Source organism: Streptomyces sp. NPDC002669, assembly GCF_042889165.1.
In the GTDB taxonomy this organism is placed as follows: domain Bacteria; phylum Actinomycetota; class Actinomycetes; order Streptomycetales; family Streptomycetaceae; genus Streptomyces.
On the sequence record NZ_JBIAQQ010000012.1, the window covers coordinates 212,882 to 234,376 of the forward strand.

A 21,495-nucleotide genomic window follows, 5' to 3' on the forward strand; every position below is an offset into this window, starting at 1 on the left:
CCACTCCGAGCGGCCGACCCGACTCGCTCCCGCTCTTTCCCCCCGGCGATTGAGGGACGGGGCGCAATCCGCCCCTCTCCGCCCTCGGCAGGCGGGGCGAAACAGCCCCCTCCGCGTTCGAGGAGCGGGGCGAAACTCAGCCCCTCCGGCGATTGAGGAGCGGGGTGCAATCCACCCCTCTCCGCGTTCGAGGGACGGGGCGAATCCAGCCCCTCCGGCGATTGAGGAGCGGGGCCCGGGGCGGAGCCCCGGTTACGGGAAGGGGCGGGTAGGGGACAGCCCCGCGCAGCGGCCACCCCGCACAACGCGCCCCGCCCCCGCCCTCGCCACCCGCCACAGCCACAGCCACAGCCACAGCCACAGCCACAGCCACAGCGAACCCAAAACAGGCCGGGGCCGGACGCCACCCTCACGCGCCCGACCCCGGCCCCGGACCGACCACCGTCCCACCGACAACATCGGCGGAACCGGCGCCCCGACCCTTCCTCACCTCACCTCACTACTTCTTGCGGCGCCGGCCCCCGCCGTTCTTCTGCGCCTTGCGCCGCTCCGCCCGGGTCAGCCCGTCCGACTCGGACCCGGTCGTGCCGCTGCCGCTGGAGAAGTCGCCCTCGACGACGCCGCCCTCCCCGTCCACCGTGGGGGCGGAGAAGTGCAGCCGGTCGGGACGCTGCGGAGCGTCGAGCCCCTTGGCCCGGATCTCCGGACGCGCCGCCGGTACGGCGTCCTCCTTGACGAGCGAGGTCCGCTCGGCCTCGTCCTGCACCGGAACCTCCTCGACCTGCTGCTCGACCTGGACCTCCAGGTTGAACAGGTAGCCGACGGACTCCTCCTTGATGCCCTCCATCATGGCGTTGAACATGTCGAAGCCCTCGCGCTGGTACTCGACCAGCGGGTCCTTCTGCGCCATGGCCCGCAGGCCGATGCCCTCCTGGAGGTAGTCCATCTCGTAGAGGTGCTCACGCCACTTGCGGTCGAGGACGGACAGCACCACACGCCGCTCCAGCTCACGCATGATGTCCGAGCCGAGCTGCTTCTCGCGCGCGTCGTACTGCTCGTGGATGTCGTCCTTGATCGACTCGCCGATGAACTCGGCCGTGATCCCGGCCCGGTCACCGGCCGCGTCCTCGAGCTCCTCGATGGTGACCTTCACCGGGTAGAGCTGCTTGAACGCGCTCCACAGCCGGTCCAGGTCCCATTCCTCGGCGAAGCCCTCGGCGGTCTCCTGACGGATGTAGTCGTCGATCGTGTCGTCCATGAAGTGGCGGATCTGGTCCTGCAGATCCTCGCCCTCCAGGACGCGGCGGCGCTCGCCGTAGATGACCTCGCGCTGCCGGTTGAGCACCTCGTCGTACTTCAGGACGTTCTTGCGCGTCTCGAAGTTCTGCTGCTCGACCTGCGACTGGGCCGACGCGATCGCCCGCGTCACCATCTTGTTCTCGATCGGCACGTCGTCCGGCACGTTGGCCATCGACATGACCCGCTCGACCATCTGCGCCTTGAACAGCCGCATCAGGTCGTCGCCGAGCGACAGGTAGAAGCGGGACTCGCCCGGGTCGCCCTGACGGCCGGAACGACCGCGCAGCTGGTTGTCGATGCGCCGCGACTCGTGCCGCTCGGTACCGAGGACGTAGAGGCCGCCGAGCTCCTTGACCTCTTCGAACTCCGCCTTCACGGCCTGCTCGGCCTTCTCCAGCGCGGCGGGCAGCGCGGCCGCCCACTCCTCGACGTGCTCGACGGGGTCGAGGCCGCGCTGGCGCAGCTCCGCCTCGGCGAGGTCGTCGGGGTTGCCGCCGAGCTTGATGTCGGTGCCTCGGCCGGCCATGTTCGTCGCGACCGTGACCGCGCCCTTGCGGCCCGCCTGGGCGACGATCGTCGCCTCCCGGTCGTGCTGCTTGGCGTTGAGCACCTCGTGCTGGACACCGCGCTTGGAGAGCTGCTGCGAGAGGTACTCGGACTTCTCGACCGAGGTGGTGCCGACCAGGATCGGCTGGCCCTTCTCGTGCTTCTCGACGATGTCGTCGACGACCGCGGCGAACTTCGCGACCTCGGTGCGGTAGATCAGGTCCGACTGGTCGGCGCGGACCATCGGCCGGTTGGTCGGGATCGGCACCACGCCGAGCTTGTAGATCTGGTGGAACTCGGCGGCCTCGGTCATCGCCGTACCGGTCATGCCGGAGAGCTTGTCGTAGAGGCGGAAGAAGTTCTGCAGGGTGATCGTGGCGAGGGTCTGGTTCTCGTCCTTGATGTCCACCCCTTCCTTCGCCTCGATCGCCTGGTGCATGCCCTCGTTGTAGCGGCGGCCGGCGAGGATACGGCCGGTGTGCTCGTCGACGATCATGACTTCGCCGTCGATGACGACGTAGTCCTTGTCCTTCTTGAAGAGTTCCTTGGCCTTGATGGCGTTGTTGAGGTACCCGACGAGAGGGGTGTTCACCGACTCGTAGAGGTTCTCGATGCCGAGCCAGTCCTCGACCTTCGAGACGCCGGGCTCGTGGATGGCGACGGTCCGCTTCTTCTCGTCGACCTCGTAGTCGCCGGTCTCCTCGATGCCCTTGAGCGGGTTGCCCGCCTCGCCCTTGGTGAGGCGGGTGACCAGCTTGGCGAAGTCGCCGTACCACTTGGTGGCCTGGTCGGCCGGGCCGGAGATGATCAGCGGCGTACGGGCCTCGTCGACGAGGATCGAGTCGACCTCGTCGACCACGGCGAAGTTGTGGCCGCGCTGGACGAGCTCGTCCGCGGACCACGCCATGTTGTCGCGGAGGTAGTCGAAGCCGAACTCGTTGTTCGTGCCGTACGTGATGTCGCAGGCGTACTGCTCACGGCGCTGGGCCGGCGTCATGTTGGCGATGATGCAGCCGACGGTCAGGCCCAGGAACTTGTGGACCCGCCCCGTCAGTTCGGAGTCGCGCTCGGCCAGGTAGTCATTGACCGTGATCAGGTGCACGCCCTTGCCGGAGAGCGCGTTGAGATACGCCGGCAGGGTGCCGACCAGGGTCTTGCCCTCGCCGGTCTTCATCTCGGCCACGTAGCCGAGGTGCAGGGCTGCGCCGCCCATCATCTGGACGTCGTAGTGGCGCTGTCCGAGGACTCGCTTGGCGGCCTCACGGACGGTCGCGAATGCTTCGGGGAGCAGGTCGTCCAGGCTCTCGCCGTCCGCGTACCGTTCCTTGTACTCGTCGGTGAGCGCCCGCAGCTCGGCGTCGGAGAGGTTGACGAAGTCCTCTTCGATGGAGCTGACCTGGTCCGCGATGCGGTGCAGTTTGCGCAGGATCTTGCCTTCGCCTGCACGCATGAGCTTGTTGAAGACGGACACTGAGGCTGGTCTCCTTGCCGGTCGGGCCTGGCACTGGGTCGTGTGTGGACTCTGGCGCGGGCACGGCAGGTGGGCCCCACCGCAACGGCCATCGTAAGCGAGGACCCGGCCGCGCCGGGAGGGCTGCCGCCGCGTTGGCCCCACCGTCCCTCATGGCTCAACGGCCGGGGGGCTCCGAAGGTGCCGGGAAGTACGAAAAGTGTTCGCCTCTCGACCGGTGCCTCACCAGAATCCGTGCATGGACCCGATCACCCTCACCACCGACCGTCTGTCGCTGCGTCCCTTCACCGGCGGGGACGTCGACGAAATCCACGCGGCCTGCCAGGATCCGGACATCAGGCGCTGGACGGTCGTGCCCTCCCCCTACAGCCGCGCCGACGCCGAGCTCTTCGCCGAGAAGCTGTGTCCCGAGGGCTGGCGCGACGGCTCCGCGTACAACTTCGCGGTGGTCCTGCGCACCGGCGGGGCCCTGGTGGGCGCGCTCGGCGTCACCCGCCGCGCCCTTCCGGGCCTGTACGAGGTGGGGTTCTGGTCCGCTGCCGCGCACCGGGGGCGCGGCCACACGACGGAAGCGGTGCTGGCCGCCGCCCGCTGGGCGTTCACGGAGCTGGGCTGCGACCGGCTGGAGTGGCGGGCCGAGGTCGGCAACACCGCCTCGCGCGCCGTGGCTCTGCGGGCGGGGTTCCGGATGGAGGGCGAGCAGCGTTCGGGGCTGTTCAACAAGGGGGTGCGGCGCGATGCCTGGGTGGGGGCGCTGCTCCCCTCCGACCTCGGTCTGCCGGGCACCCACCCCTATCTGCCCGTCCCCTGAACGAGTGGCCCCGTCGGCCGGTCCCGGTTCCGGCGGAACCGGGACCGACTGTCAGTGCCTGCCTCTAGGGTGCGGGGCATGACCTCTGTGCCGCCTCCCGCCGCCGAACTCTCCGCCGACCAGGCGCGCAGGATCGCCCTGCGCGCCCAGGGCTTCCTGGGCGCTCCGGACCGCAGGGCCGGAATTCCGGGGCTGCTGCGGCATCTCGGCGCCGTGCAGCTCGACACGATCTCGGTGCTCGCCCGGTCGCACGAGCTGATTCCGTACGCCCGCCTCGGTGCGGTCGGCCGGCGCACGATCGAGGAGGCGTACTGGTCGGGCGGCCGTGCCTTCGAGTACTGGTCGCACGCGGCGTGCATCCTGCCGGTCGAGGAGTGGCCGCACTTCGCGTTCCGTCGCCGCGCCTACCGCTCGCGCCCGCAGTGGCACCACGACCTGCCGGACGGCGTGTACGAGACGGTGATCAAGCAGTTGCGCGCCGAGGGTCCGCTGACGGCGACGGAGCTGGGCGGCGCGAAGAACGGCGGCGAGTGGTGGGACTGGTCGGGGTCGAAGGTCGCCGTGGAGCGCGCCCTGATGTACGGCGAGGTGGTGTGCACCGAGCGGCGCGGCTGGAAGCGGGTGTACGACCTCGCCGAGCGGGCCCTGCCCGATGCCGTGCTCCACGACGACCTGGACGACAAGGAGTGCCTGCGGCGGCTGGTCGCGCTGGCGGGGCGGTCCCTGGGGGTGGGCACCCGGGCGGACATCGCGGACTACCACCGGCTGAAGGGCGAGCAGTTCGACGCGGTGGTGGCGGACTCCGGTCTGGTGCCGGTGACGGTGCAGGGCTGGGCGAAGCCCGCCTGGGCGGACCCGGCGGCGCTGGCCTCGGAGCCGCGCGGCCGGCACCGTACGACCCTGTTGTCGCCGTTCGACTCGTTGATCTGGGAGCGGGCGCGCACCGAGCGGATCTTCGGTTTCACCCACCGCCTGGAGGCGTACGTCCCCAAGCCCAAGCGGGTCCACGGTTACTTCGCGATGCCGCTGCTGGCGGGCGGACGGCTGCAGGGCCGGGTGGACCCGGCGCGCGAGGGCAGCACGCTGGTCGCCCGGCAGGTGTCCCTGGAGAGCGGGAAGGCCGTGGTGCCGATGGCCGAGGCGCTGGTGGAGGCCGCGTCCTGGGTCGGCTGCACGGACGTCCGGCTGGAGCGGGTCGACGCGCCGGAACTGCGGGAACCGCTCACCCGGGAAATCGCCCGCGCCCTGGTGTGAGCGCGACCGTCTCCCCGCTCCTTGCCCGGTGCTTCACCTCTTTCCGGCACTGCTTCTTTCCAGCAGCGCTTCTTTCCGGTGCTGCCCCTTGCCGGTAGTGCTTCCTGCCGGTGCCCGACCCTTGGCCCGGCGCAGTTCCGTCCGGTCCCGTCGTCGTGACCCGTCCCTCCGCGGACGGGTCACCTGATCTCCAGGATCTTCTCCCGCATGGCGTAGACGACGGCTTCCATCCTGGAGTGCAGCTGGAGCTTCTCCAGAATGTTGCGGACGTGGTTCTTCACGGTGTTCTCGGAAATGAACAGTTCCTTCGCGATATCGCGGTTGTTCATGCCCGTGGCGACGAGTTTGAGGACTTCGAGCTCCCGGTCGGTGAGCCGGGGCGCGGGAACCAGTCTGCGTTCGTCGGTCTTCTGGATCATCGACTTGAACTCGGTGAGCAGTTTGGACGCCATGGAGGGGCTGATCTGGGACTGCCCGTCGGCGACCGCGCGAATCGCCGTGGCCACCTCGTCCGTGGAGATCTCCTTGAGGAGGTAGCCGGTGGCGCCGGCCTTGATCGCGTCGTAGAGGTCGGCCTCCTCGTCACTGATCGTCAGCATGATGATCTTCGCGCTCGGGGCCACCTCCTTGATCGCCGTGCAGGCCTCGATCCCGCCGCGCTTGGGCATCCGCACGTCCATCAGCACGATGTCGGGCAGCAGGTCGGCGGCCTTGTCGACTGCTTCCGACCCGTCTCCGGCCTCGCCGACGACCTGGATGTCCTCCTCCTGGGCGAGGACGATCTCCAGGCCTCTGCGGAAGAGCGCGTGGTCGTCCACCACGAGGACCCGGATCGGCTCCTTGCGGAAACCGTTGTCCGCGTCCGGGCCGCAGGCCCTCGCGATGTCGTCGGCGTCATTCGCGTCACGCACGGGCCCGAAGGCGTCCGCCATCGTTCCTCCCCCTGAAGGCCATGGCCTGAAGTTCACAAGCAGTCCGCCAACGGCAGTGCGCAGAGCACCGGTTGGCCTGGGACGCCATGATTCCATGCCTGGACGTCGGAGCGGCGATCCTGTGACCGCGCACCGGTGCCCCTGGGAGCGCACAGACGTTCCAGGGGCACCGCGAAAGCGTGGCGTCAGCCGCCGAGCGCGCCGCCCGCGCCACCGGCCTCGTCGGCGGCCAGCGGGTCGGTCCTCAGATGGATGACACCGTAGTCATAGGCGTGCCGCCGGTAGACGACACTGGGTTCCTTGGTCTCGGAGTCGACGAACAGGTAGAAGTCGTGCCCGACCAACTCCATTTCGTAGAGCGCCTGATCGAGCGACATCGGTGCGGCGACGTGCGTCTTCTCGCGCATCACCAGCGGGCCCTCGCCCTGGACCTCGAGCGAGCCGAACCTGGTGGTGGGCACGGACTCGGTCGTCTCACTGGCGATCAGGTCGCCCTCGCCGTTGAACGACGCCGCGTCCGGCACGTTCTCGGCGACCTCGGCAGCGGGAATGCGGCCGTTGCCACGGCGGCTGTAGCGCTTGTCGTGCTGCTTGCGCAGCCGCGCCTCCAGCTTGCCGGTGGCCAGGTCCAGCGCTGCGTACGGGTCGCCTGCGGCCGCTTCCGCCCGGATGACCGGGCCGCGCGAGCGGAGCGTGATCTCCACCCGGTCGGAACGGTCGGCCTGACGGGGGTTCGGCTCCTTGGACACCTCGACGTCGAGGCTGATCACCTTGCCGTCGAACTTCTGGATCTTGTCCAGCTTCAGCTTCTCGGCCACGTGCTTGCGGAACCGCTCGGGCACCTCGGTCTTGCGGCCCTTGACGACGATGTCCACGCAGAACTCCGTTCCCGGAAAACCCCGCTCAGTGGCGGAGCATCTCCCTTTTGCACCAGGCCCCGGTGACGACCGGAGCCGCGGACTCGGTGACTTCCACCTCCTCCTCCCCCGACGGCGGGGACTCCACCCCACCGAATTCCCAGCCTTGGGCTACTGGTGAGTTACCTGCCCGAAACCTGGTGGTGCATTCGTCGAGGTCCGGCATTCACCATTCCTCACAACCGAACATAGCCTGCTCTGCCGGTTGTCGGCACCCGCTACTCGCGCGTACCTCCGTTCCGGGTTTTTTACTCACTCACTACCTGCAACGATGCAAGTTCACCGAGAGTTCCGGTTTATTTCGAAGGCCGCGGGAGATACTGCGACAACAGCCGCCTGCCCGGCGCCGAAAACGGCTGTCGCGCGCCCGCCCGCGGCACCGGTCACCGCGCCGATCGCCCGCGCCGCCTCGGCGAGCGAGGCCCCGGTCGTCAGAAGGTCGTCCACCAGCACCACCCTTCCGGCCCCGAGCAGCCGTTCGCCCCCGGCCACGACCTCCAGGGCCCCCGCCAGATTCGCCTGCCGCTGCCGGGCCCCCAGCCCCGCCTGATCGGCCACCGGACGCCGCTGGCGCAGCACCGCGGCCACCCGTGCGCCGGTGCCGCCGCGTCTCAGCTCCCCCGCCGCGGCCAGCGCGATCCGGCGCGTCGGGTCATGCCCCCGCGCGGCCACCGCCCGCCGCGCCGAGGGCACGGGCACCAGCAGCAACGGGCCGTCACCGTCCGCCCGTCCCGCCCCGGCCCGTACGGCACCCGCCAACGCCTTGCCGAGCACACCGGCCAGTCCCAGCGCGCCCCGCTCCTTGTGGGCCAGGAGCACCGCCCGCACCGCTCTCTCGTACGCCGCCGCCGCATGCACCACCGGCAGGCCCGCGGGCTCCGGAACGGGCCTCACCCGGCGCGGGGCCCCGCCGAGGAGTTCCGCACGGCACTCCTCGCACAGCTCCGCGCGCGGCCTGCCGCAGCCACCGCAGGACACCGGGAGGATCAGCCCGGAGATCTCCCGCCACCACCCCCGCATGACTCCACTGTGCCTTCCGGGCGGGAAGTCGGCCACCCCTGTGGAAAACGCGGAGGAGGCTTGCGGACCTCAGCCCGGGTAGACCAGTGAGGAACCCTTCTTGACCACCGTCTGCCAGTTGTCTCCGGGCGACAGCTTCACGATCCCGTCGCTCGACGTGGCCGCCATCAGCGGAAGCTGCTCGTCGTCCGCCGCCGCGACCGACGAGACCTGGTTCACGCCGGGCAGGGCGCCCGACGCGGACGTCGAACCGTCCGCCTGGACGTAGCGCACCTGCTGCACGCCGCCCTCCTCCTTGCCGACCACCACGAGCCGGCTGCGGCCCGACCACGACATCGCGGTCACGTCCGTCAGCTGGGGTGCGGCCTGGCGCAGCTGCACCACCGACACCTGCTTCCCGGTCGCCGGTCCGCGCCGCTCGATCCGGCCGATCTTCAGGGTGTTGTGGCCGTCCTGGGTCACGAGCAGGGCGATCCGCACCCCGTCCGCGGACATCCGCAGTGCCTCGATCCGGCCGCCGTCCAGGTCGGGCACGGCGACCTCCTGGGGCTTGCCGGTGCCCCCGTCCAGCAGCAGCAGCCGGGGGTTGTCGGGGTCCCGGTCGGCCACCCAGAGGTCGCCGCTGCCGTCCCAGCTCGGCGCCGACAGACGGTTCTTGAGGCTGTGGGCCCTGCTGGTCACCGAGGGGGCGGGGAGTTCCTCGTCCGAGATGATGGACGTGACGTAGAGCGCCGATCCGTCGCGCGAGACCGCCGCCGCCGACTGCTCGTCCCGGGCCACACCGATCACGCTCATCGGCATCGGGCCGTTGCCGAGCGGACCGGCCACGGCCTCCGGGGTGCCACTGCCCTTGGTGCTGCCGGGGATCCGTTCCACATGCCCCTTGTCGTCGACGAAGTACTGGCTGTCCGGACCACTCGACGAACCGTCGGGGGCGAACTCCTCCGCCTGGTCGGTCCCGAGCGCGCACAGCGTGGAGCCGTCCGAGCGCTGCAGCTCGACCTGCTCGACCCGAGCCGACGTCAGGTCCCGCAGGGTGTAGAGGACCTGTGAGGCCATCATGCGGCAGGACCGCTGCCCGACCCCGTCCGCCTTCTTGTTCAGCGGCACCTTCAGTACGTTGCGGTCGTCGGGCGCCAGGGAGGTGACGCCCTTCTTCAGCTCCGTGCCCCGGGGGAACCGGGATTCGACCACGGGCCGCAGCCAGTTGGTCGGCCCCGCGAGCAGGCTGCGGACGGACTGGGTCACGGTGTCCATCCCCGTGATGGGATCCATCCGGCTGCGGAGGTAGACGGGGTCGGCCACCAGGGTCGACGGCACCGTCTTCCGTTCCGCCGCGAAGTAGTACTTGTTGACGGACCGGAAGAGGCGCTTGAAGTCCGACTGCCCGAGCAGGAGCCCGTCCGGCACGCGGTCGATCCGCCACTCCTTGCCCTCCGGGCCGTCCTCCTTCACCACGTGCAGGGTCTGGCTGTAGTCGGCGGGGGCCAGCGGCTGGTAGACGCTCTGGGCGTCGACCGTCGCCACCCTCTTGCCGGTCAGCGTGTAGGTCACCTCGGTGATGTTGTGGTCGCCGTCACGGACGGGACGGTCCTTCCGATTCGGCGCCTTGGTGAGCACGGTGGTGAACGCGCCCGGATCCCAGTTCTTGGCCGCCCTCTTCGTCAGGTACTTGCGGGTCGTCCTGAACTCCGAGTCGTCGCTGGTCATCGACTCCAGGAAGCCGTCGACCACTTCGTCGGTGGTGGCGTTGTCACGCGGCGCGACGGCGTACACCTGCACCTGGGAGTCGCCCGGCTGCGAGGCGTCGACGGCCTTGACGTCCCCGGTGACGGGCATCGAACTGCACGCGGACAGCAGCACCGCGCCGCATCCGAGCAGCACGAGCAGTCCCGGCACACGCCCACGGCCGTCCCTGCGACGGTCAGCGCCCACGATTCATGCCCCTTGCTCCGGATCCTGCACCACCGTGTCCAATTCGCCGCCCGGCCGGCCCTCGGCGGGGCGCGCGACCACCCGTGCGCCGCTGCCGGGAAGGGCCGCCGGATGCACCGAGGCGGGTGACGTCCGCGGCGTCGCGGGAGTCCTCGGCGGCACGGACAGAGCCGGCCGGTCGCCGCTCCCGGGCTGGGCCGGCACGGCCGTCAGCCGGTGCCCGTCCTGCGCCCCGGCCCCGTTCCGGCCGGTGTTCTCCCGGTTGCGCCGGGAGTCCTCGGGTTCCAGCGGTATCGGCGAGCCGCGCAGCGGTTCGTCCGCCGTGCGCGGCAGCGTCAGCCGGAACTGCGAACCGCCGCCGGGCTCGCCCCACGCCTGCAGCCAGCCACCGTGCAGCCGGGCATCCTCCACCGCGATGGAGAGCCCGAGGCCGGTGCCGCCGGTCGTACGGGCCCGGGCCGGGTCGGCCCGCCAGAACCGGTTGAACACCCGGGTCGCCTCGCCGGGCTTGAGCCCGACCCCGTAGTCCCGGACGGCCACGGCGACCGCTCCCCCGGCGGCCCCCATCCGCACCACGACGTCCCGTCCCTCGCCGTGCTCGACGGCGTTGACCACGAGGTTGCGCAGCACCCGCTCGACCCGGCGCGCGTCGGCCTCCGCTATCACCGGCTGCTCGTCGCCGACCACCCGGATCCGGGTGCCCTTGCGCTCGGCCAGCGGCTCGGCCCCGCCGATCACCCGCTGCACCACCTGACGCAGGTCTATCGGCTCGGCCTCCAGCGCCGCGGCGCCCGCGTCGAACCGGCTGATCTCCAGGAGGTCGGAGAGCAGCGACTCGAACCGGTCGAGCTGGTCCCCGAGCAGTTCCGCGGAGCGCGCCGTCACGGGGTCGAAGTCGACCCGGGCCTCGTGGATGACATCGGCGGCCATCCGTACCGTCGTCAGCGGGGTCCGCAGTTCGTGGGAGACGTCGGAGACGAAGCGCCGCTGCATCCGGGAGAGCTCCTCCAGCTGCTGGATCTTCAGCTGGAGGTTCTGCGCCATCTTGTTGAAGGCCTCGCCGAGCCGGGCGATGTCGTCCTCGCCGGTGACCTTCATCCGTTCCTGGAGCCGGCCCGCGGAGAGCCGCTCGGCGATACCCGCCGCCATCCGCACGGGCGTGACGACCTGCCGCACCACGAACCAGGCGATGGCCCCGAGCAGTACGACCACGAACAGGCCCGCCGTCGCCAGCGTGCTCTTGACCAGCGTCAGCGACTTCTCCTCCTGCGCGAGCGGGAAGAGGTAGTAGAGCTGGTACGGGTTGTGGTCGATGTCGTAGAGCCGCTTGCCCATGATGAGGCCGGGCTGCGGTTCCTGCTCGCCGGACTCGTACTCGATCAGGGAGTACGTCTGGAACGCCCCCTGGCCCTTGTTCACGGAGTCCCGCAGTTTCTGCGGGATGCTCGCCGCGTTCACGCTCCCCGATCCGCGCGGCGCCCGGGTGTCCTCGTCGGCGCTGAGCGCGACCACGTGGAAGGCGTTCTTCCCGCCGCTGGCGAGCTGGTCGACGAGCTCGGTCCGCCAGGAGTTGTTGGCCGTGTTGCCGTCCGCCGTACCGCCGCCCTGGCCGCCGGGGGTGAGCGGGGCGTTCGCCTTCTCCTGGGCCGCGGCGAAACCGCCGGCGGCCTGGGTCTGGGCGGCCTTGCCCTTGGCTTCGAGCAGGCCGTTGCGCACCTGCCCGATCACGACCAGGCCGAGGAGCAGCACCACGCCCAGCGACATGAGCAGCGTGCCCGCGACCACCCGCAGCTGGATGTTGCGCCGCCACAGCCGCATGACGGGCAGCAGCGGACGGCGCACCCAGCGCATCAGCAGGCGCGGCACGGGGCCGCCGGGCGCCCGGTCGTGGAACAACCGGCCGCCCTGCAGAAGGCGTCCGACCTGGGACGCCTTGTTTCCTGGGCCGGCAACCCGCTCCGCACGGGCTCCCGGCTCCCCGGGCTGCGGAGCAGCGTTACCCAGGGTCATGTCAGCTCGGTCCGGCCTTGTAGCCGACCCCTCGGACGGTCACCACGATCTCCGGCCGCTCCGGGTCCTTCTCGACCTTGGAGCGCAGCCGCTGGACGTGCACGTTCACCAGCCGGGTGTCGGCGGCGTGGCGGTATCCCCACACCTGCTCCAGCAGCACCTCGCGGGTGAAGACCTGCCACGGCTTGCGCGCGAGCGCGACCAGCAGGTCGAACTCCAGCGGGGTGAGGGCGATCGACTGCCCCTCCCGCTTCACCGAGTGCCCCGCCACGTCGATGACCAGGTCACCGATGGCGAGCTGCTCGGGTGCAGGCTCCTCGGACCTGCGCAGGCGCGCCCTGATCCGGGCGACCAGTTCCTTGGGCTTGAACGGCTTGACGATGTAGTCGTCGGCCCCGGACTCCAGGCCCACCACCACATCGACCGTGTCGCTCTTGGCCGTGAGCATGACGATCGGCACACCCGACTCGGCCCTGATCAGTCTGCAGACCTCGATGCCGTCCCTACCGGGCAGCATGAGATCCAGCAGGACCAGGTCCGGCTTGGCCTCACGAAATGCAGCAAGTGCCTTGTCGCCGTCCGCTACGAACGACGGCTCGAACCCTTCACCACGCAGCACAATCCCGAGCATCTCGGCCAGTGCGGTGTCGTCGTCGACGACAAGGACGCGTCCCTTCATAATCGACATCATCCCATTAGCTAATCGTTACCTGCGATGATCTGGCACACAGCTCCGCCAGTCCGGCCCCCGTCACGGGGGAAACGGCGCCCTCCTCCGTGACGATCGCCGTGACCAGTTCCGGCGGTGTGACGTCGAACGCGGGGTTGTACGCAGGGGTTCCCACCGGCGCCACGGGCACTCCGCCGACGTTCCCGTCCGCCCCTCGCGTCCCCGGCAATGTGAACTCCGTCACTTCGCTCGCCGCCCGCTGCTCCACGACGATCGACGCACCGTCCGGGGTGTGCAGGTCGACGGTCGTGGTCGGTGCCACCACGATGAACGGCACGTGGTGGTACTTGGCGAGGACCGCCAGCGGATAGCTCCCCACCTTGTTCGCCACCGACCCGTCCGCGGCGATGCGGTCCGCCCCGATGAGCACGGCGTCCACCTCCCCCGCGGCGAACAGCGAACCCGCGGCATTGTCCGTGAGCAGGTCGTACGGCATGCCGTTGCGCGCCGCCTCGTACGCGGTCAGTCTGGCCCCCTGCAGCAGCGGACGCGTCTCGTCCACCCACAGCCGCCTCAGCCGCCCCTGCCGGTGCGCCCCGAGCGCCACGGCGAAGGCGGTGCCCTCACCGCCCGATACGAGCGCCCCCGTGTTGCAGTGCGTCAGCAGCCGGTGCCCGTCCCCGCCTGGCAGCAGCTCGTCCAGCAGGGCGAGGCCGTACCGGGCCATGCGCCCGCTGGCCTCGGCGTCCTCCCGGTGCAGCGCCCTGGCCTCGGCCAGCACCGCCGCCGCGGCCCGCTCCCGGTCCGCGCCCTTCTCGACGGCCCTGCGGTACGCCCCGGCGGCCCTCCGCACCCCGTACCCGAGGTTCACCGCGGTGGGGCGCGCCCGCCCCAGCAGCTCCGCGGCCCGCGCGACGTCGTCGCCCCGCGCGGCCGCGAGCGCGACCCCGTAGGCCCCCGCGATGCCCAGCAGCGGGGCGCCGCGCACCGCCAGCGTCCGGATCGCCCGCACCAGCTCGGGCACATCGGTGCAGCCCAGCTCGACCTCCTCCGCCGGCAGACGGGTCTGGTCGAGGAGCACCAGCGCAGGTCCTTCCGGAGGCTCGGCCCAGCGGAGTACGGAAGGTGCGGGGGACTCGGTGCCCGCCGCCGATTGCTCGTCCTGATCAGCCATTCGCCCAGTCTGCCCGGTGAGGCCCCTGAGGATGAAGGTACGAAGGAGATGGAGCGCCCGGTCCACGGCAGGGCGTCGCGTGGCACGATGGCTGCCAACCTGCTGCCCCGATGAGCGGTCAGGACCGTGAAGGAGCGAGAATGAACGACACTCCGGGCTGGGCCTCGCCCGGATCCGCCCCCTCCGAGGGCCAGGGCGCGAACGTCCCACGGCCTTCCGAGCCCGCCGACGGCAACGGTCAGGGAGGCAACTGGTCCTCCGCCCAGCCGCCCGCAGGGCAGTGGTCCCCACCGAGTGCTCCCGGCGCAGGTCCCCATACCTCTCCTCCCGCCGCGAGCTGGGGCGCCGGAGGCCCGGGTCCCGGACCGTACGGCCCCGGCCGGTGGCAGCCGCCCGCCGCGGCCAAGCCCGGTGTCATCCCGCTCCGCCCCCTCGGCGTCGGCGAGATCCTCGACGGCGCGGTCTCCACCATGCGCGCCCACTGGCGCACGGTCCTCGGCATCACCCTCACCGTGTCCGTGATCGCCCAGATCGCGATCATCCTCATACAGCGCTTCCTGCTGCCGGACCCCGTGGAGATCGATCCGGACGCCACCGGCCCGGAGGCGCTGCGACAGGCCGCCGACTCGGCGCAGTCGACGCTGATCAGCAGCCTGCCCTCCGTGCTGATCGGCATGATCGCCACACTGATCACGACCTCCGTGCTGACCGTGGTGATCAGCCGCTCGGTGCTGGGGCGCCCGGTGACGCTCGCCGAGGCGTGGGCGGAGGCCCGCCCCCGGCTCGCTCAGCTGCTGGGACTGACCCTGCTGCTGGCCCTGATCAGCGCCGCCATCCTGACGGTCGGCATCCTGCCGGGACTCCTGCTCGGCTCCGCCGCCGGCGCGGCCCTGGCCCTCATCGGTTTCCTGGCCTCGTCCGCCGTCACCATCTGGCTGATGGTCCGCTTCAGCCTCGCCTCCCCGGCCCTGATGCTGGAGCGGCAGTCGATCGCCGCCTCCATGCGCCGTTCCGCGAAGCTCGTCGGGGGTGCCTGGTGGCGGACCTTCGGCGTTCTGGCCCTCACCTGGCTGCTGACGTTCATCGTGTCCCTCATCGTCGCCATCCCGTTCGGCATCATCGCGATGGCCGTGGACGGCGGCGGAATCAGCTCCGTCCTCACGGACGGGTCCATGGACTTCGGCTGGCCCTTCCTCATCGTCTCCGGCATCGGCGAAGTGGTCATCTCGACGATCACCTATCCGCTCTCCGCCGGTGTGATGGCCCTGCTCTACATCGATCAGCGCATCCGCCGCGAGGCACTCGACCTCGAACTCGGCCGGGCGGCCGGCCTGCCCGGATACGACACCGGAAACTGATGCCGTGACGGGAGCGGGGGGCATCACAGCAGTACGGTCACTGGTCCGCGCGAGCGGCGACACACCCGTGGACACCCCACGGGTTCCCGCCCGGGAGGCCGCCGAGCGCGAACTGTCCAAGCCGATGTACCACGAGAACGATCCCAATCTCCTCCAGCGCGGCCTCGACCGGCTCTGGGACTGGATCGGCGACCTCCTGGGCAAGGCATCCGGCGCCGCACCGGGCGGCCCGCTCGGCCTCGTCGTGCTCGTGCTGGTCGTCATCGGCCTGCTCGCCGCGCTCTGGTGGCGGCTCGGGACACCGCGTCCCGTCGTACGTTCCGCGGAGGCCCTCTTCGACGACGGTCCCCGCAGCGCGGCCGAACACCGGAAGGCCGCCGAGGCGCACGCGGTCGCCCAACGCTGGAACGAGGCGGTCCAGGAGCGCATGCGCGCCCTCGTCCGTTCCCTGGAGGAACGCGCCCTGCTGACCCCCCGCCCCGGACGCACCGCCGACGAGGCCGCCGCCGAGGCGGGCCGTTCACTGCCCGCGCACGCGACGCGGCTCCGTGCCGCCGCCAAGGAGTTCGACGACGTCACGTACGGCGGACGCACCGCCGACGAGCGGGCGTACCTGGACGTGCGGGACCTGGACCTCGCGCTCGAGACCGCCAAGCCCGTCCTGACGGCCGCAGCCCGGGGAGCGGCCGAATGACCCGGGTCGCCGCCACCTCGGCCTCCCTCACCCCTCGCCAGGTCTGGGTCCGCGCCCGCGGTCTCCTGCTCGCCCTCCTTCTGCTCGTCGTCGCCGCGATCGTCCTGGCGAGCGTGCGCTCCGGCGACCAGCACGGCCGTCTCGACCCCCGCTCCGCCGACCGGTACGGCAGCCGGGCCGTCGCCGAACTCCTCAAGGACCGCGGGGTCTCCGTCCAGGTGGCCACCACGCTCCGGGAGGCCACGGCCCGGCTGGGCCCCGACACCACGCTGCTCGTCACCTCCCCCGACCTGCTGGCCCCGGAGCAACAGGACAGGCTCCGCGTTGCGGCCGAGGGCTCGGCGGGCCGCACCGTCCTCCTCGCGGCGGGCCCTTCCTCCGTCAGCACACTGGTGCCCGGTGTCGGCGCCGAGTCCGCCGGCTCCGTGGCCCCCCGCGACCCCGAATGCTCCCTGCCTGCCGCCCGCGCCGCGGGCGATGCCGAGACAGGGGGCTTCCGCTACATCGCAGGCGGTTCCGCCGCCACCACCTCCTGTTTCCCGAGCAACGGCCTTCCGACCCTGCTCCTGGTCGAGCGGGGCGCGGGCGACACCGTGCTCCTCGGCTCCCCCGACCTCCTTCGCAACGACCGGCTCGCCAACCGGGGCAACGCCTCCCTGGCCCTGCAACTCCTCGGTTCCCGTCCTCATCTGGTCTGGTACCTCCCCTCACTCGCCGATACCTCCGCCGTCGGAGACGGCGGCGACGGAGCCGGTGACGGCAGCAGCTTCACCGACCTGATCCCGCAGGGCTGGCTGTGGGGCACGCTCCAGCTGGCCCTGGCCGCCGTACTCGCCGCCGTCTGGCGCGCCCGCCGTCTGGGTCCCCTGGTGGCCGAGCGGCTGCCCGTGGCCATCCGCGCCTCCGAATCCACCGAGGGCCGGGCCCGCCTCTACCGCAGGGCGAATGCCCGTGACCGCGCCGCCGACTCGCTGCGCGCCGCGTCCCGTGCCCGTATCGCCCCGCTCATCGGCGTCCCCTCCCGCGACGCCCACTCCCCCTCGGTGCTCGTCCCTGTTCTCTCCACCCGCCTCGGCACCACCGAGGACAGCATCCAGGCACTGCTCTTCGGCCCCGTTCCGGCCGACGACGCCGCCCTCGTCCGCCTGGCAGACCAACTCGACACCCTCGAAAGAGAGGTACGCACGTCATGAGCGCCCCGCCCCCGGTGCCCGCCGGCACCCCCGAGACCACCGGGAACGGCGACACGGCCCGCGCAGCCCTGGAAGCGCTGCGCTCCGAGATCGCCAAGGCCGTGGTCGGCCAGGACCCGGCGGTCACCGGGCTCGTCGTCGCCCTGCTCTGCCGGGGCCACGTCCTGCTCGAAGGGGTGCCCGGCGTGGCCAAGACCCTCCTGGTCCGGGCCCTCGCCGCCTCGCTCGAACTCGACACCAAGCGCGTCCAGTTCACCCCCGACCTGATGCCCAGCGACGTCACCGGCTCGCTGGTCTACGACGCCCGCACTGCGGAGTTCTCCTTCCAGCCCGGTCCCGTCTTCACCAACCTGCTTCTCGCCGACGAGATCAACCGCACCCCTCCCAAGACGCAGTCCTCCCTCCTGGAAGCCATGGAGGAGCGCCAGGTCACCGTCGACGGAACCCCTCGGCGACTGCCCGACCCCTTCCTCGTCGCCGCCACGCAGAACCCCGTCGAGTACGAGGGCACCTACCCGCTTCCCGAAGCCCAGCTGGACCGCTTCCTGCTCAAGCTGACGGTGCCGCTCCCCTCACGGGAGGACGAGGTCAGCGTCCTCATCCGGCATTCCGACGGCTTCGATCCGCGCGACCTCAAGTCGGCGGGCATACGCCCCGTCGCGGGTCCGGCCGACCTCGAGGCCGCCCGTGACGCGGTCGCCCGGACCAAGGTCTCTCCCGAGATCGCCGGCTATGTCGTCGATATCTGTCGTGCCACGCGTGAATCCCCCTCGCTCGCCCTCGGCGTCTCCCCCCGAGGTGCCACCGCACTGCTGTCGACCGCCCGCGCCTGGGCCTGGCTCACCGGCCGTGACTACGTCATCCCGGACGATGTGAAGGCCCTGGCACTCCCCACGCTCCGCCACCGCATTCAACTGCGGCCCGAGGCGGAAATGGAGGGGGTCACCCCCGACTCCGTCATCACCTCGGTCCTCGCCCACGTCCCCGTACCCCGATGAGGCGGTGACCGTGGCGCTCACCGGACGTACCGCCCTGCTGGCCGCCCTGGGGTCACTCCCCGTAGGCATCCTGGCTCCGAGCTGGACCGGCCTGCTCGCGGTCAACGCACCGCTCTCTCTCGCAATTCTGTGCGACTACATCCTGGCTGCACCAGTGCGAACGCTCCAATTCACCCGATCCGGTGATACGAACGTTCGACTCGGCGAGGCCGCCGAGGTGCAACTCACCGTAACCAACCCTTCCCCTCGCCGACTGCGGGCACACCTCCGCGACGCCTGGCCCCCCAGCAGCTGGTCCGCGGGGACGGAGCAGGCCGCCTCCCGCCACAGGCTGACGGTCCCGGCGGGGGAACGCCGTCGGCTGACCACCTTCCTGAAGCCCACCCGGCGGGGCGATCGCCGTGCCGAGCGCGTCACCGTCCGCTCGTTCGGCCCGTTGGGGCTCGCCGCCCGCCAGGGACATCACCAGGTCCCCTGGACGGTGCGGGTGCTGCCTCCTTTCACGAGCAGGAAGCACCTGCCGTCCCGGCTCTCCAGGCTCCGTGAACTCGACGGCCGCACCAGCGTGCTCACCCGCGGCGAGGGCACGGAGTTCGACAGCCTGCGCGCGTACGTGCCCGGCGACGACACCCGGTCCATCGACTGGCGGGCCACGGCGCGTCAGTCCGCCGTGGCGGTGCGCACATGGCGTCCCGAACGGGACCGCCACATCCTCATCGTCCTGGACACCGGCCGCACTTCGGCGGGACGGGTCGGTGACGTGCCCCGCCTCGACGCTTCCTTGGACGCGGCCCTGCTGCTCACGGCGCTCGCCACCCGCGCGGGCGACCGCGTGGACCTGCTCGCCTACGACCGCCGGGTCCGCGCGCAGGTCCAGGGCCGGTCTGCGGGCGAGGTCCTGTCGGCCATGGTGAACGCCCTGGCCCCCGTCGAGCCCGCGCTCGTGGAAACCGATGCCCGGGGCCTCAGCGCCGCTGTCCTCGCCGGCGCGCCCCGCCGCTCCCTGGTGGTGCTGCTGACCGGCCTGGACGCAGCCCCCGTGGAAGAGGGCCTGCTTCCCGTGCTGCGCCGTCTGACCCAGCGCCACACGGTGCTGGTGGCTTCCGTGGCGGATCCCCATGTCGAGCGGATGGCGAAGGCCAGGGGCACGGTGGACGCGGTCTACGAGGCTGCCGCGGGCGCCCGGGACAGGGCGGGGCGGCTGCGCACCGCGGAGCGGCTGCAGCGCCACGGCGCCGTGGTGGTGGACGCCACTCCGGACAATCTCGCCCCGGCCCTCGCCGACGCCTATCTCGCCCTCAAGGGGGCCGGGCGGCTCTGAGCCGCGCCCCGCGACGCGAGGCCATCAGCGCTGCTGATGGGTGTTGAGGCGGGCGGCCCGGCGTGTCAGGTGGTCCCGTTCGGCGAGGTTGGGGGCTTTCCGGGCGGCCTCGGCGTACAGCCGTGCCGCCGTCACCGGATCGCCGTCGCGCTCGTGGAGGTACGCCGCCACCGCCGTATGGCGGGGCAGCGAGTCGTCCAGCGCCGCGAGAGCCGCCAGGCCCGCACGCGGTCCGTCGGCCTCTCCGACGGCCACCGCACGGTTGAGCCTGACGATCGGATTGTCGGTCAGGCGTACGAGTTCGTCGTACCACTCGACGATCTGTACCCAGTCGGTCTCCTCGGCCCTGGGCGCGTCGGCGTGGAGGGCCGCGATGGCGGCCTGGGCCTGGAACTCGCCCAGCCGGTCACGGGCGAGGGCCGCCTGCAGGATCTCGACGCCCTCGGCGATCAACCCGGTGTCCCATCGGCTGCGGTCCTGCTCGGCGAGCGGCACCAGGCTGCCATCGGGCGCGGTCCGGGCGGCGCGTCTGGCGTGGTGGAGCAGCATGAGGGCGAGCAGCCCCGCCGCCTCGGGGTGGTCGATCGCGGCTGCGAGCTGCCTGGTGAGCCGGATCGCCTCGGCGGCGAGGTCGATGTCGCCGGAGTAGCCCTCGTTGAAGACCAGGTAGAGGACGCGCAGCACGGTGGCGACGTCGCCGGGCCGGTCGAACCGTGCGCCGGAGACGGTGCGCTTGGCCCGGCTGATGCGCTGCGCCATGGTTGCCTCGGGCACCAGGTACGCCTGGGCGATCTGGCGGGTGGTCAGTCCACCGACGGCGCGCAGGGTGAGGGCGACTGCGGAGGACGGCGTCAGCGACGGGTGGGCGCACAGAAAGTAGAGCTGGAGCGTGTCGTCCACCGCGGGGGCAGGGCCTGGCGCCGGTTCCTCGTCGACCAGGTCCTCACGTCGGCGGCGGGCCGCGTCCGCCCGGCTCGCGTCGAGGAACCGGCGCCAGGCCACGGTGATCAGCCAGCCCTTCGGATCCCGTGGCGGGTCGGCCGGCCAGACCCGGACCGCTTCGACCAACGCATCCTGTACGGCGTCCTCGGCCGCCGCGAAGTCGGCTCCGCGGCGGACGAGGATTCCGAGCACGCTCGGTGTGAGGCTCCGGAGCAGGACCTCGTTCATCGATGTGGTCACTCCGCGATGGTGGGCGGCGCGGCCAGGAACGGACGCACCTCGAGCCACTCGTGGATCGGCTTTCCGCCGGCCCCGGGAGCGGCCGACAGTTCCCCTGCCAGCTCGACGGCACGCTCGTAGCTGTCGACGTCGATCACCATCCAGCCCGCGATGAGGTCCTTGGTCTCGGCGAACGGGCCGTCGGTGACCGGAGGCCGTCCCTCCCCGTCATAGCGAACCCATGCCCCTTCGGGGGCGAGCGCCTGCCCGTCGATGAACTCGCCGGTCTCTTCCAACCGGGCCGCGAAGTCGTGCATGTACTGCATGTGGGCCGAGATCTCCTCCGGCGTCCACTGGTCCATGCATACGTCGTTGACCGGGGTCGGGGCGCCTCGGTAGTGCTTGAGCAGCAGGTACTTGGCCATGGTGTCTCTCCTCGGTACTGATGCGGCTGCGACCCATCTTGGTCGCGTTCACTACGAAGACGGAGTCAACTACGGGTTCTCGACATCACTGCCCAAGATTTTTTGGATCCGATGTCACCTGTCCGGCCCACGAGGACGGGGAGGACCGGCTGCGGCCGACCTGACCGGGCCCTGAATCTGGGTGCAAACGCAGAAAAGCCCCGCACCATCAGGTGCGGGGCTTTCCCGGAATGATTGTTCGGCGGCGTCCTACTCTCCCACAGGGTCCCCCCTGCAGTACCATCGGCGCTGAAAGGCTTAGCTTCC

The 21,495-nt window shown here is 71.1% G+C and carries 17 protein-coding genes; 7 read left to right on the forward strand and 10 right to left on the reverse strand.

The window, feature by feature from the left end; translation table 11 throughout:
- Positions 1-499: 499 nt before the first annotated feature.
- Positions 500-3,316, reverse strand: a complete 2,817-nt coding sequence (secA, locus tag ACFYW1_RS20170; RefSeq protein ID WP_388994512.1) for a preprotein translocase subunit SecA — start codon at positions 3,314-3,316, stop codon at positions 500-502.
- 238 nt (positions 3,317-3,554) lie between these two features.
- Here secA and ACFYW1_RS20175 point away from each other — a divergent pair, with 238 nt between their 5' ends.
- On the forward strand, positions 3,555-4,127 hold the full coding sequence (locus tag ACFYW1_RS20175; RefSeq protein WP_388994515.1) for a GNAT family N-acetyltransferase: 573 nt from the start codon (positions 3,555-3,557) through the stop codon (positions 4,125-4,127).
- A 78-nt stretch (positions 4,128-4,205) separates the two neighbouring features.
- A complete protein-coding gene (locus ACFYW1_RS20180) occupies positions 4,206-5,381 on the forward strand; it encodes a winged helix-turn-helix domain-containing protein (protein ID WP_388994518.1) in 1,176 nt (391 codons plus the stop codon).
- A 179-nt stretch (positions 5,382-5,560) separates the two neighbouring features.
- On the opposite strand, the gene ACFYW1_RS20185 is transcribed toward ACFYW1_RS20180, so the two are convergent.
- The 7 genes from ACFYW1_RS20185 to mtnA form a co-directional block, all read right to left on the reverse strand.
- On the reverse strand, positions 5,561-6,313 hold the full coding sequence (locus ACFYW1_RS20185; RefSeq protein WP_148838266.1) for a response regulator transcription factor: 753 nt from the start codon (positions 6,311-6,313) through the stop codon (positions 5,561-5,563).
- Between the two features lie 185 nt (positions 6,314-6,498).
- A complete protein-coding gene (hpf, locus tag ACFYW1_RS20190) occupies positions 6,499-7,188 on the reverse strand; it encodes a ribosome hibernation-promoting factor, HPF/YfiA family (protein ID WP_388994522.1) in 690 nt (229 codons plus the stop codon).
- A 321-nt stretch (positions 7,189-7,509) separates the two neighbouring features.
- A complete protein-coding gene (locus ACFYW1_RS20195) occupies positions 7,510-8,250 on the reverse strand; it encodes a ComF family protein (protein ID WP_388994525.1) in 741 nt (246 codons plus the stop codon).
- Positions 8,251-8,319: 69 nt separating this feature from the next.
- The gene (locus tag ACFYW1_RS20200; RefSeq protein WP_388994591.1) at positions 8,320-10,089 is read right to left on the reverse strand and encodes an LpqB family beta-propeller domain-containing protein; all 1,770 of its coding nucleotides are present in this window, start codon (positions 10,087-10,089) and stop codon (positions 8,320-8,322) included.
- Between the two features lie 99 nt (positions 10,090-10,188).
- Complete coding sequence (mtrB, locus tag ACFYW1_RS20205) at positions 10,189-12,195, reverse strand: MtrAB system histidine kinase MtrB (RefSeq protein WP_388994527.1); 2,007 nt, start codon at positions 12,193-12,195, stop codon at positions 10,189-10,191.
- Position 12,196: 1 nt separating this feature from the next.
- Positions 12,197-12,886 carry a two-component system response regulator MtrA gene (mtrA, locus tag ACFYW1_RS20210; protein ID WP_187438793.1) on the reverse strand — a complete coding sequence of 230 codons (690 nt, stop codon included), beginning with the start codon at positions 12,884-12,886 and terminating at the stop codon, positions 12,197-12,199.
- Positions 12,887-12,890: 4 nt separating this feature from the next.
- Positions 12,891-14,039: an S-methyl-5-thioribose-1-phosphate isomerase gene (mtnA, locus tag ACFYW1_RS20215; protein WP_388994530.1), complete on the reverse strand. Its 1,149-nt coding sequence runs from the start codon at positions 14,037-14,039 to the stop codon at positions 12,891-12,893.
- A gap of 140 nt (positions 14,040-14,179) precedes the next feature.
- Between mtnA and ACFYW1_RS20220 the strand changes: the two genes are divergently transcribed.
- Genes ACFYW1_RS20220 through ACFYW1_RS20240 form a run of 5 tightly spaced genes read left to right on the forward strand, consistent with a single transcriptional unit; the run spans position 14,180 to position 19,603 of the window.
- The gene (locus ACFYW1_RS20220; protein ID WP_388994532.1) at positions 14,180-15,397 is read left to right on the forward strand and encodes a hypothetical protein; all 1,218 of its coding nucleotides are present in this window, start codon (positions 14,180-14,182) and stop codon (positions 15,395-15,397) included.
- A gap of 4 nt (positions 15,398-15,401) precedes the next feature.
- Positions 15,402-16,091, forward strand: a complete 690-nt coding sequence (locus ACFYW1_RS20225; RefSeq protein ID WP_388994534.1) for a DUF4129 domain-containing protein — start codon at positions 15,402-15,404, stop codon at positions 16,089-16,091.
- On the forward strand, positions 16,088-17,284 hold the full coding sequence (locus ACFYW1_RS20230; RefSeq protein WP_388994536.1) for a DUF4350 domain-containing protein: 1,197 nt from the start codon (positions 16,088-16,090) through the stop codon (positions 17,282-17,284). Before ACFYW1_RS20225 ends, ACFYW1_RS20230 begins: the two co-directional genes overlap by 4 nt.
- Positions 17,281-18,282 carry an AAA family ATPase gene (locus tag ACFYW1_RS20235; protein WP_388994539.1) on the forward strand — a complete coding sequence of 334 codons (1,002 nt, stop codon included), beginning with the start codon at positions 17,281-17,283 and terminating at the stop codon, positions 18,280-18,282. The genes ACFYW1_RS20230 and ACFYW1_RS20235 overlap by 4 nt, the downstream gene beginning before the upstream one ends.
- Before the next feature lie 10 nt (positions 18,283-18,292).
- Positions 18,293-19,603 (forward strand): DUF58 domain-containing protein, encoded by a 1,311-nt coding sequence (locus ACFYW1_RS20240; protein ID WP_388994543.1) that lies wholly within the window; start codon positions 18,293-18,295, stop codon positions 19,601-19,603.
- A 24-nt stretch (positions 19,604-19,627) separates the two neighbouring features.
- Here the strand turns inward: ACFYW1_RS20240 and ACFYW1_RS20245 are convergent, their stop codons facing one another.
- Together ACFYW1_RS20245 and ACFYW1_RS20250 are read right to left on the reverse strand one after the other, a co-directional pair.
- Positions 19,628-20,773, reverse strand: a complete 1,146-nt coding sequence (locus ACFYW1_RS20245; RefSeq protein ID WP_388994594.1) for an RNA polymerase sigma factor — start codon at positions 20,771-20,773, stop codon at positions 19,628-19,630.
- An 8-nt stretch (positions 20,774-20,781) separates the two neighbouring features.
- Positions 20,782-21,189, reverse strand: a complete 408-nt coding sequence (locus ACFYW1_RS20250) for a YciI family protein (RefSeq protein WP_388994546.1) — start codon at positions 21,187-21,189, stop codon at positions 20,782-20,784.
- Positions 21,190-21,495: the final 306 nt, after the last annotated feature.

What these genes read in the sequence shown, in the direction of transcription:
- ACFYW1_RS20175 (WP_388994515.1), top strand. Translation starts at nt 3,555, where the DNA reads ATGGACCCGATCACCCTCACCACCGACCGTCTGTCGCTGCGTCCCTTC.
- ACFYW1_RS20180 (WP_388994518.1), top strand. Translation starts at nt 4,206, where the DNA reads ATGACCTCTGTGCCGCCTCCCGCCGCCGAACTCTCCGCCGACCAGGCG.
- ACFYW1_RS20185 (WP_148838266.1), bottom strand. Translation starts at nt 6,313, where the DNA reads ATGGCGGACGCCTTCGGGCCCGTGCGTGACGCGAATGACGCCGACGAC.
- ACFYW1_RS20195 (WP_388994525.1), bottom strand. Translation starts at nt 8,250, where the DNA reads ATGCGGGGGTGGTGGCGGGAGATCTCCGGGCTGATCCTCCCGGTGTCC.
- ACFYW1_RS20200 (WP_388994591.1), bottom strand. Translation starts at nt 10,089, where the DNA reads ATGCCCGTCACCGGGGACGTCAAGGCCGTCGACGCCTCGCAGCCGGGC.
- mtrB (WP_388994527.1), bottom strand. Translation starts at nt 12,195, where the DNA reads ATGACCCTGGGTAACGCTGCTCCGCAGCCCGGGGAGCCGGGAGCCCGT.
- mtrA (WP_187438793.1), bottom strand. Translation starts at nt 12,886, where the DNA reads ATGATGTCGATTATGAAGGGACGCGTCCTTGTCGTCGACGACGACACC.
- mtnA (WP_388994530.1), bottom strand. Translation starts at nt 14,039, where the DNA reads ATGGCTGATCAGGACGAGCAATCGGCGGCGGGCACCGAGTCCCCCGCA.
- ACFYW1_RS20220 (WP_388994532.1), top strand. Translation starts at nt 14,180, where the DNA reads ATGAACGACACTCCGGGCTGGGCCTCGCCCGGATCCGCCCCCTCCGAG.
- ACFYW1_RS20230 (WP_388994536.1), top strand. Translation starts at nt 16,088, where the DNA reads ATGACCCGGGTCGCCGCCACCTCGGCCTCCCTCACCCCTCGCCAGGTC.
- ACFYW1_RS20235 (WP_388994539.1), top strand. Translation starts at nt 17,281, where the DNA reads ATGAGCGCCCCGCCCCCGGTGCCCGCCGGCACCCCCGAGACCACCGGG.
- ACFYW1_RS20245 (WP_388994594.1), bottom strand. Translation starts at nt 20,773, where the DNA reads ATGAACGAGGTCCTGCTCCGGAGCCTCACACCGAGCGTGCTCGGAATC.
- ACFYW1_RS20250 (WP_388994546.1), bottom strand. Translation starts at nt 21,189, where the DNA reads ATGGCCAAGTACCTGCTGCTCAAGCACTACCGAGGCGCCCCGACCCCG.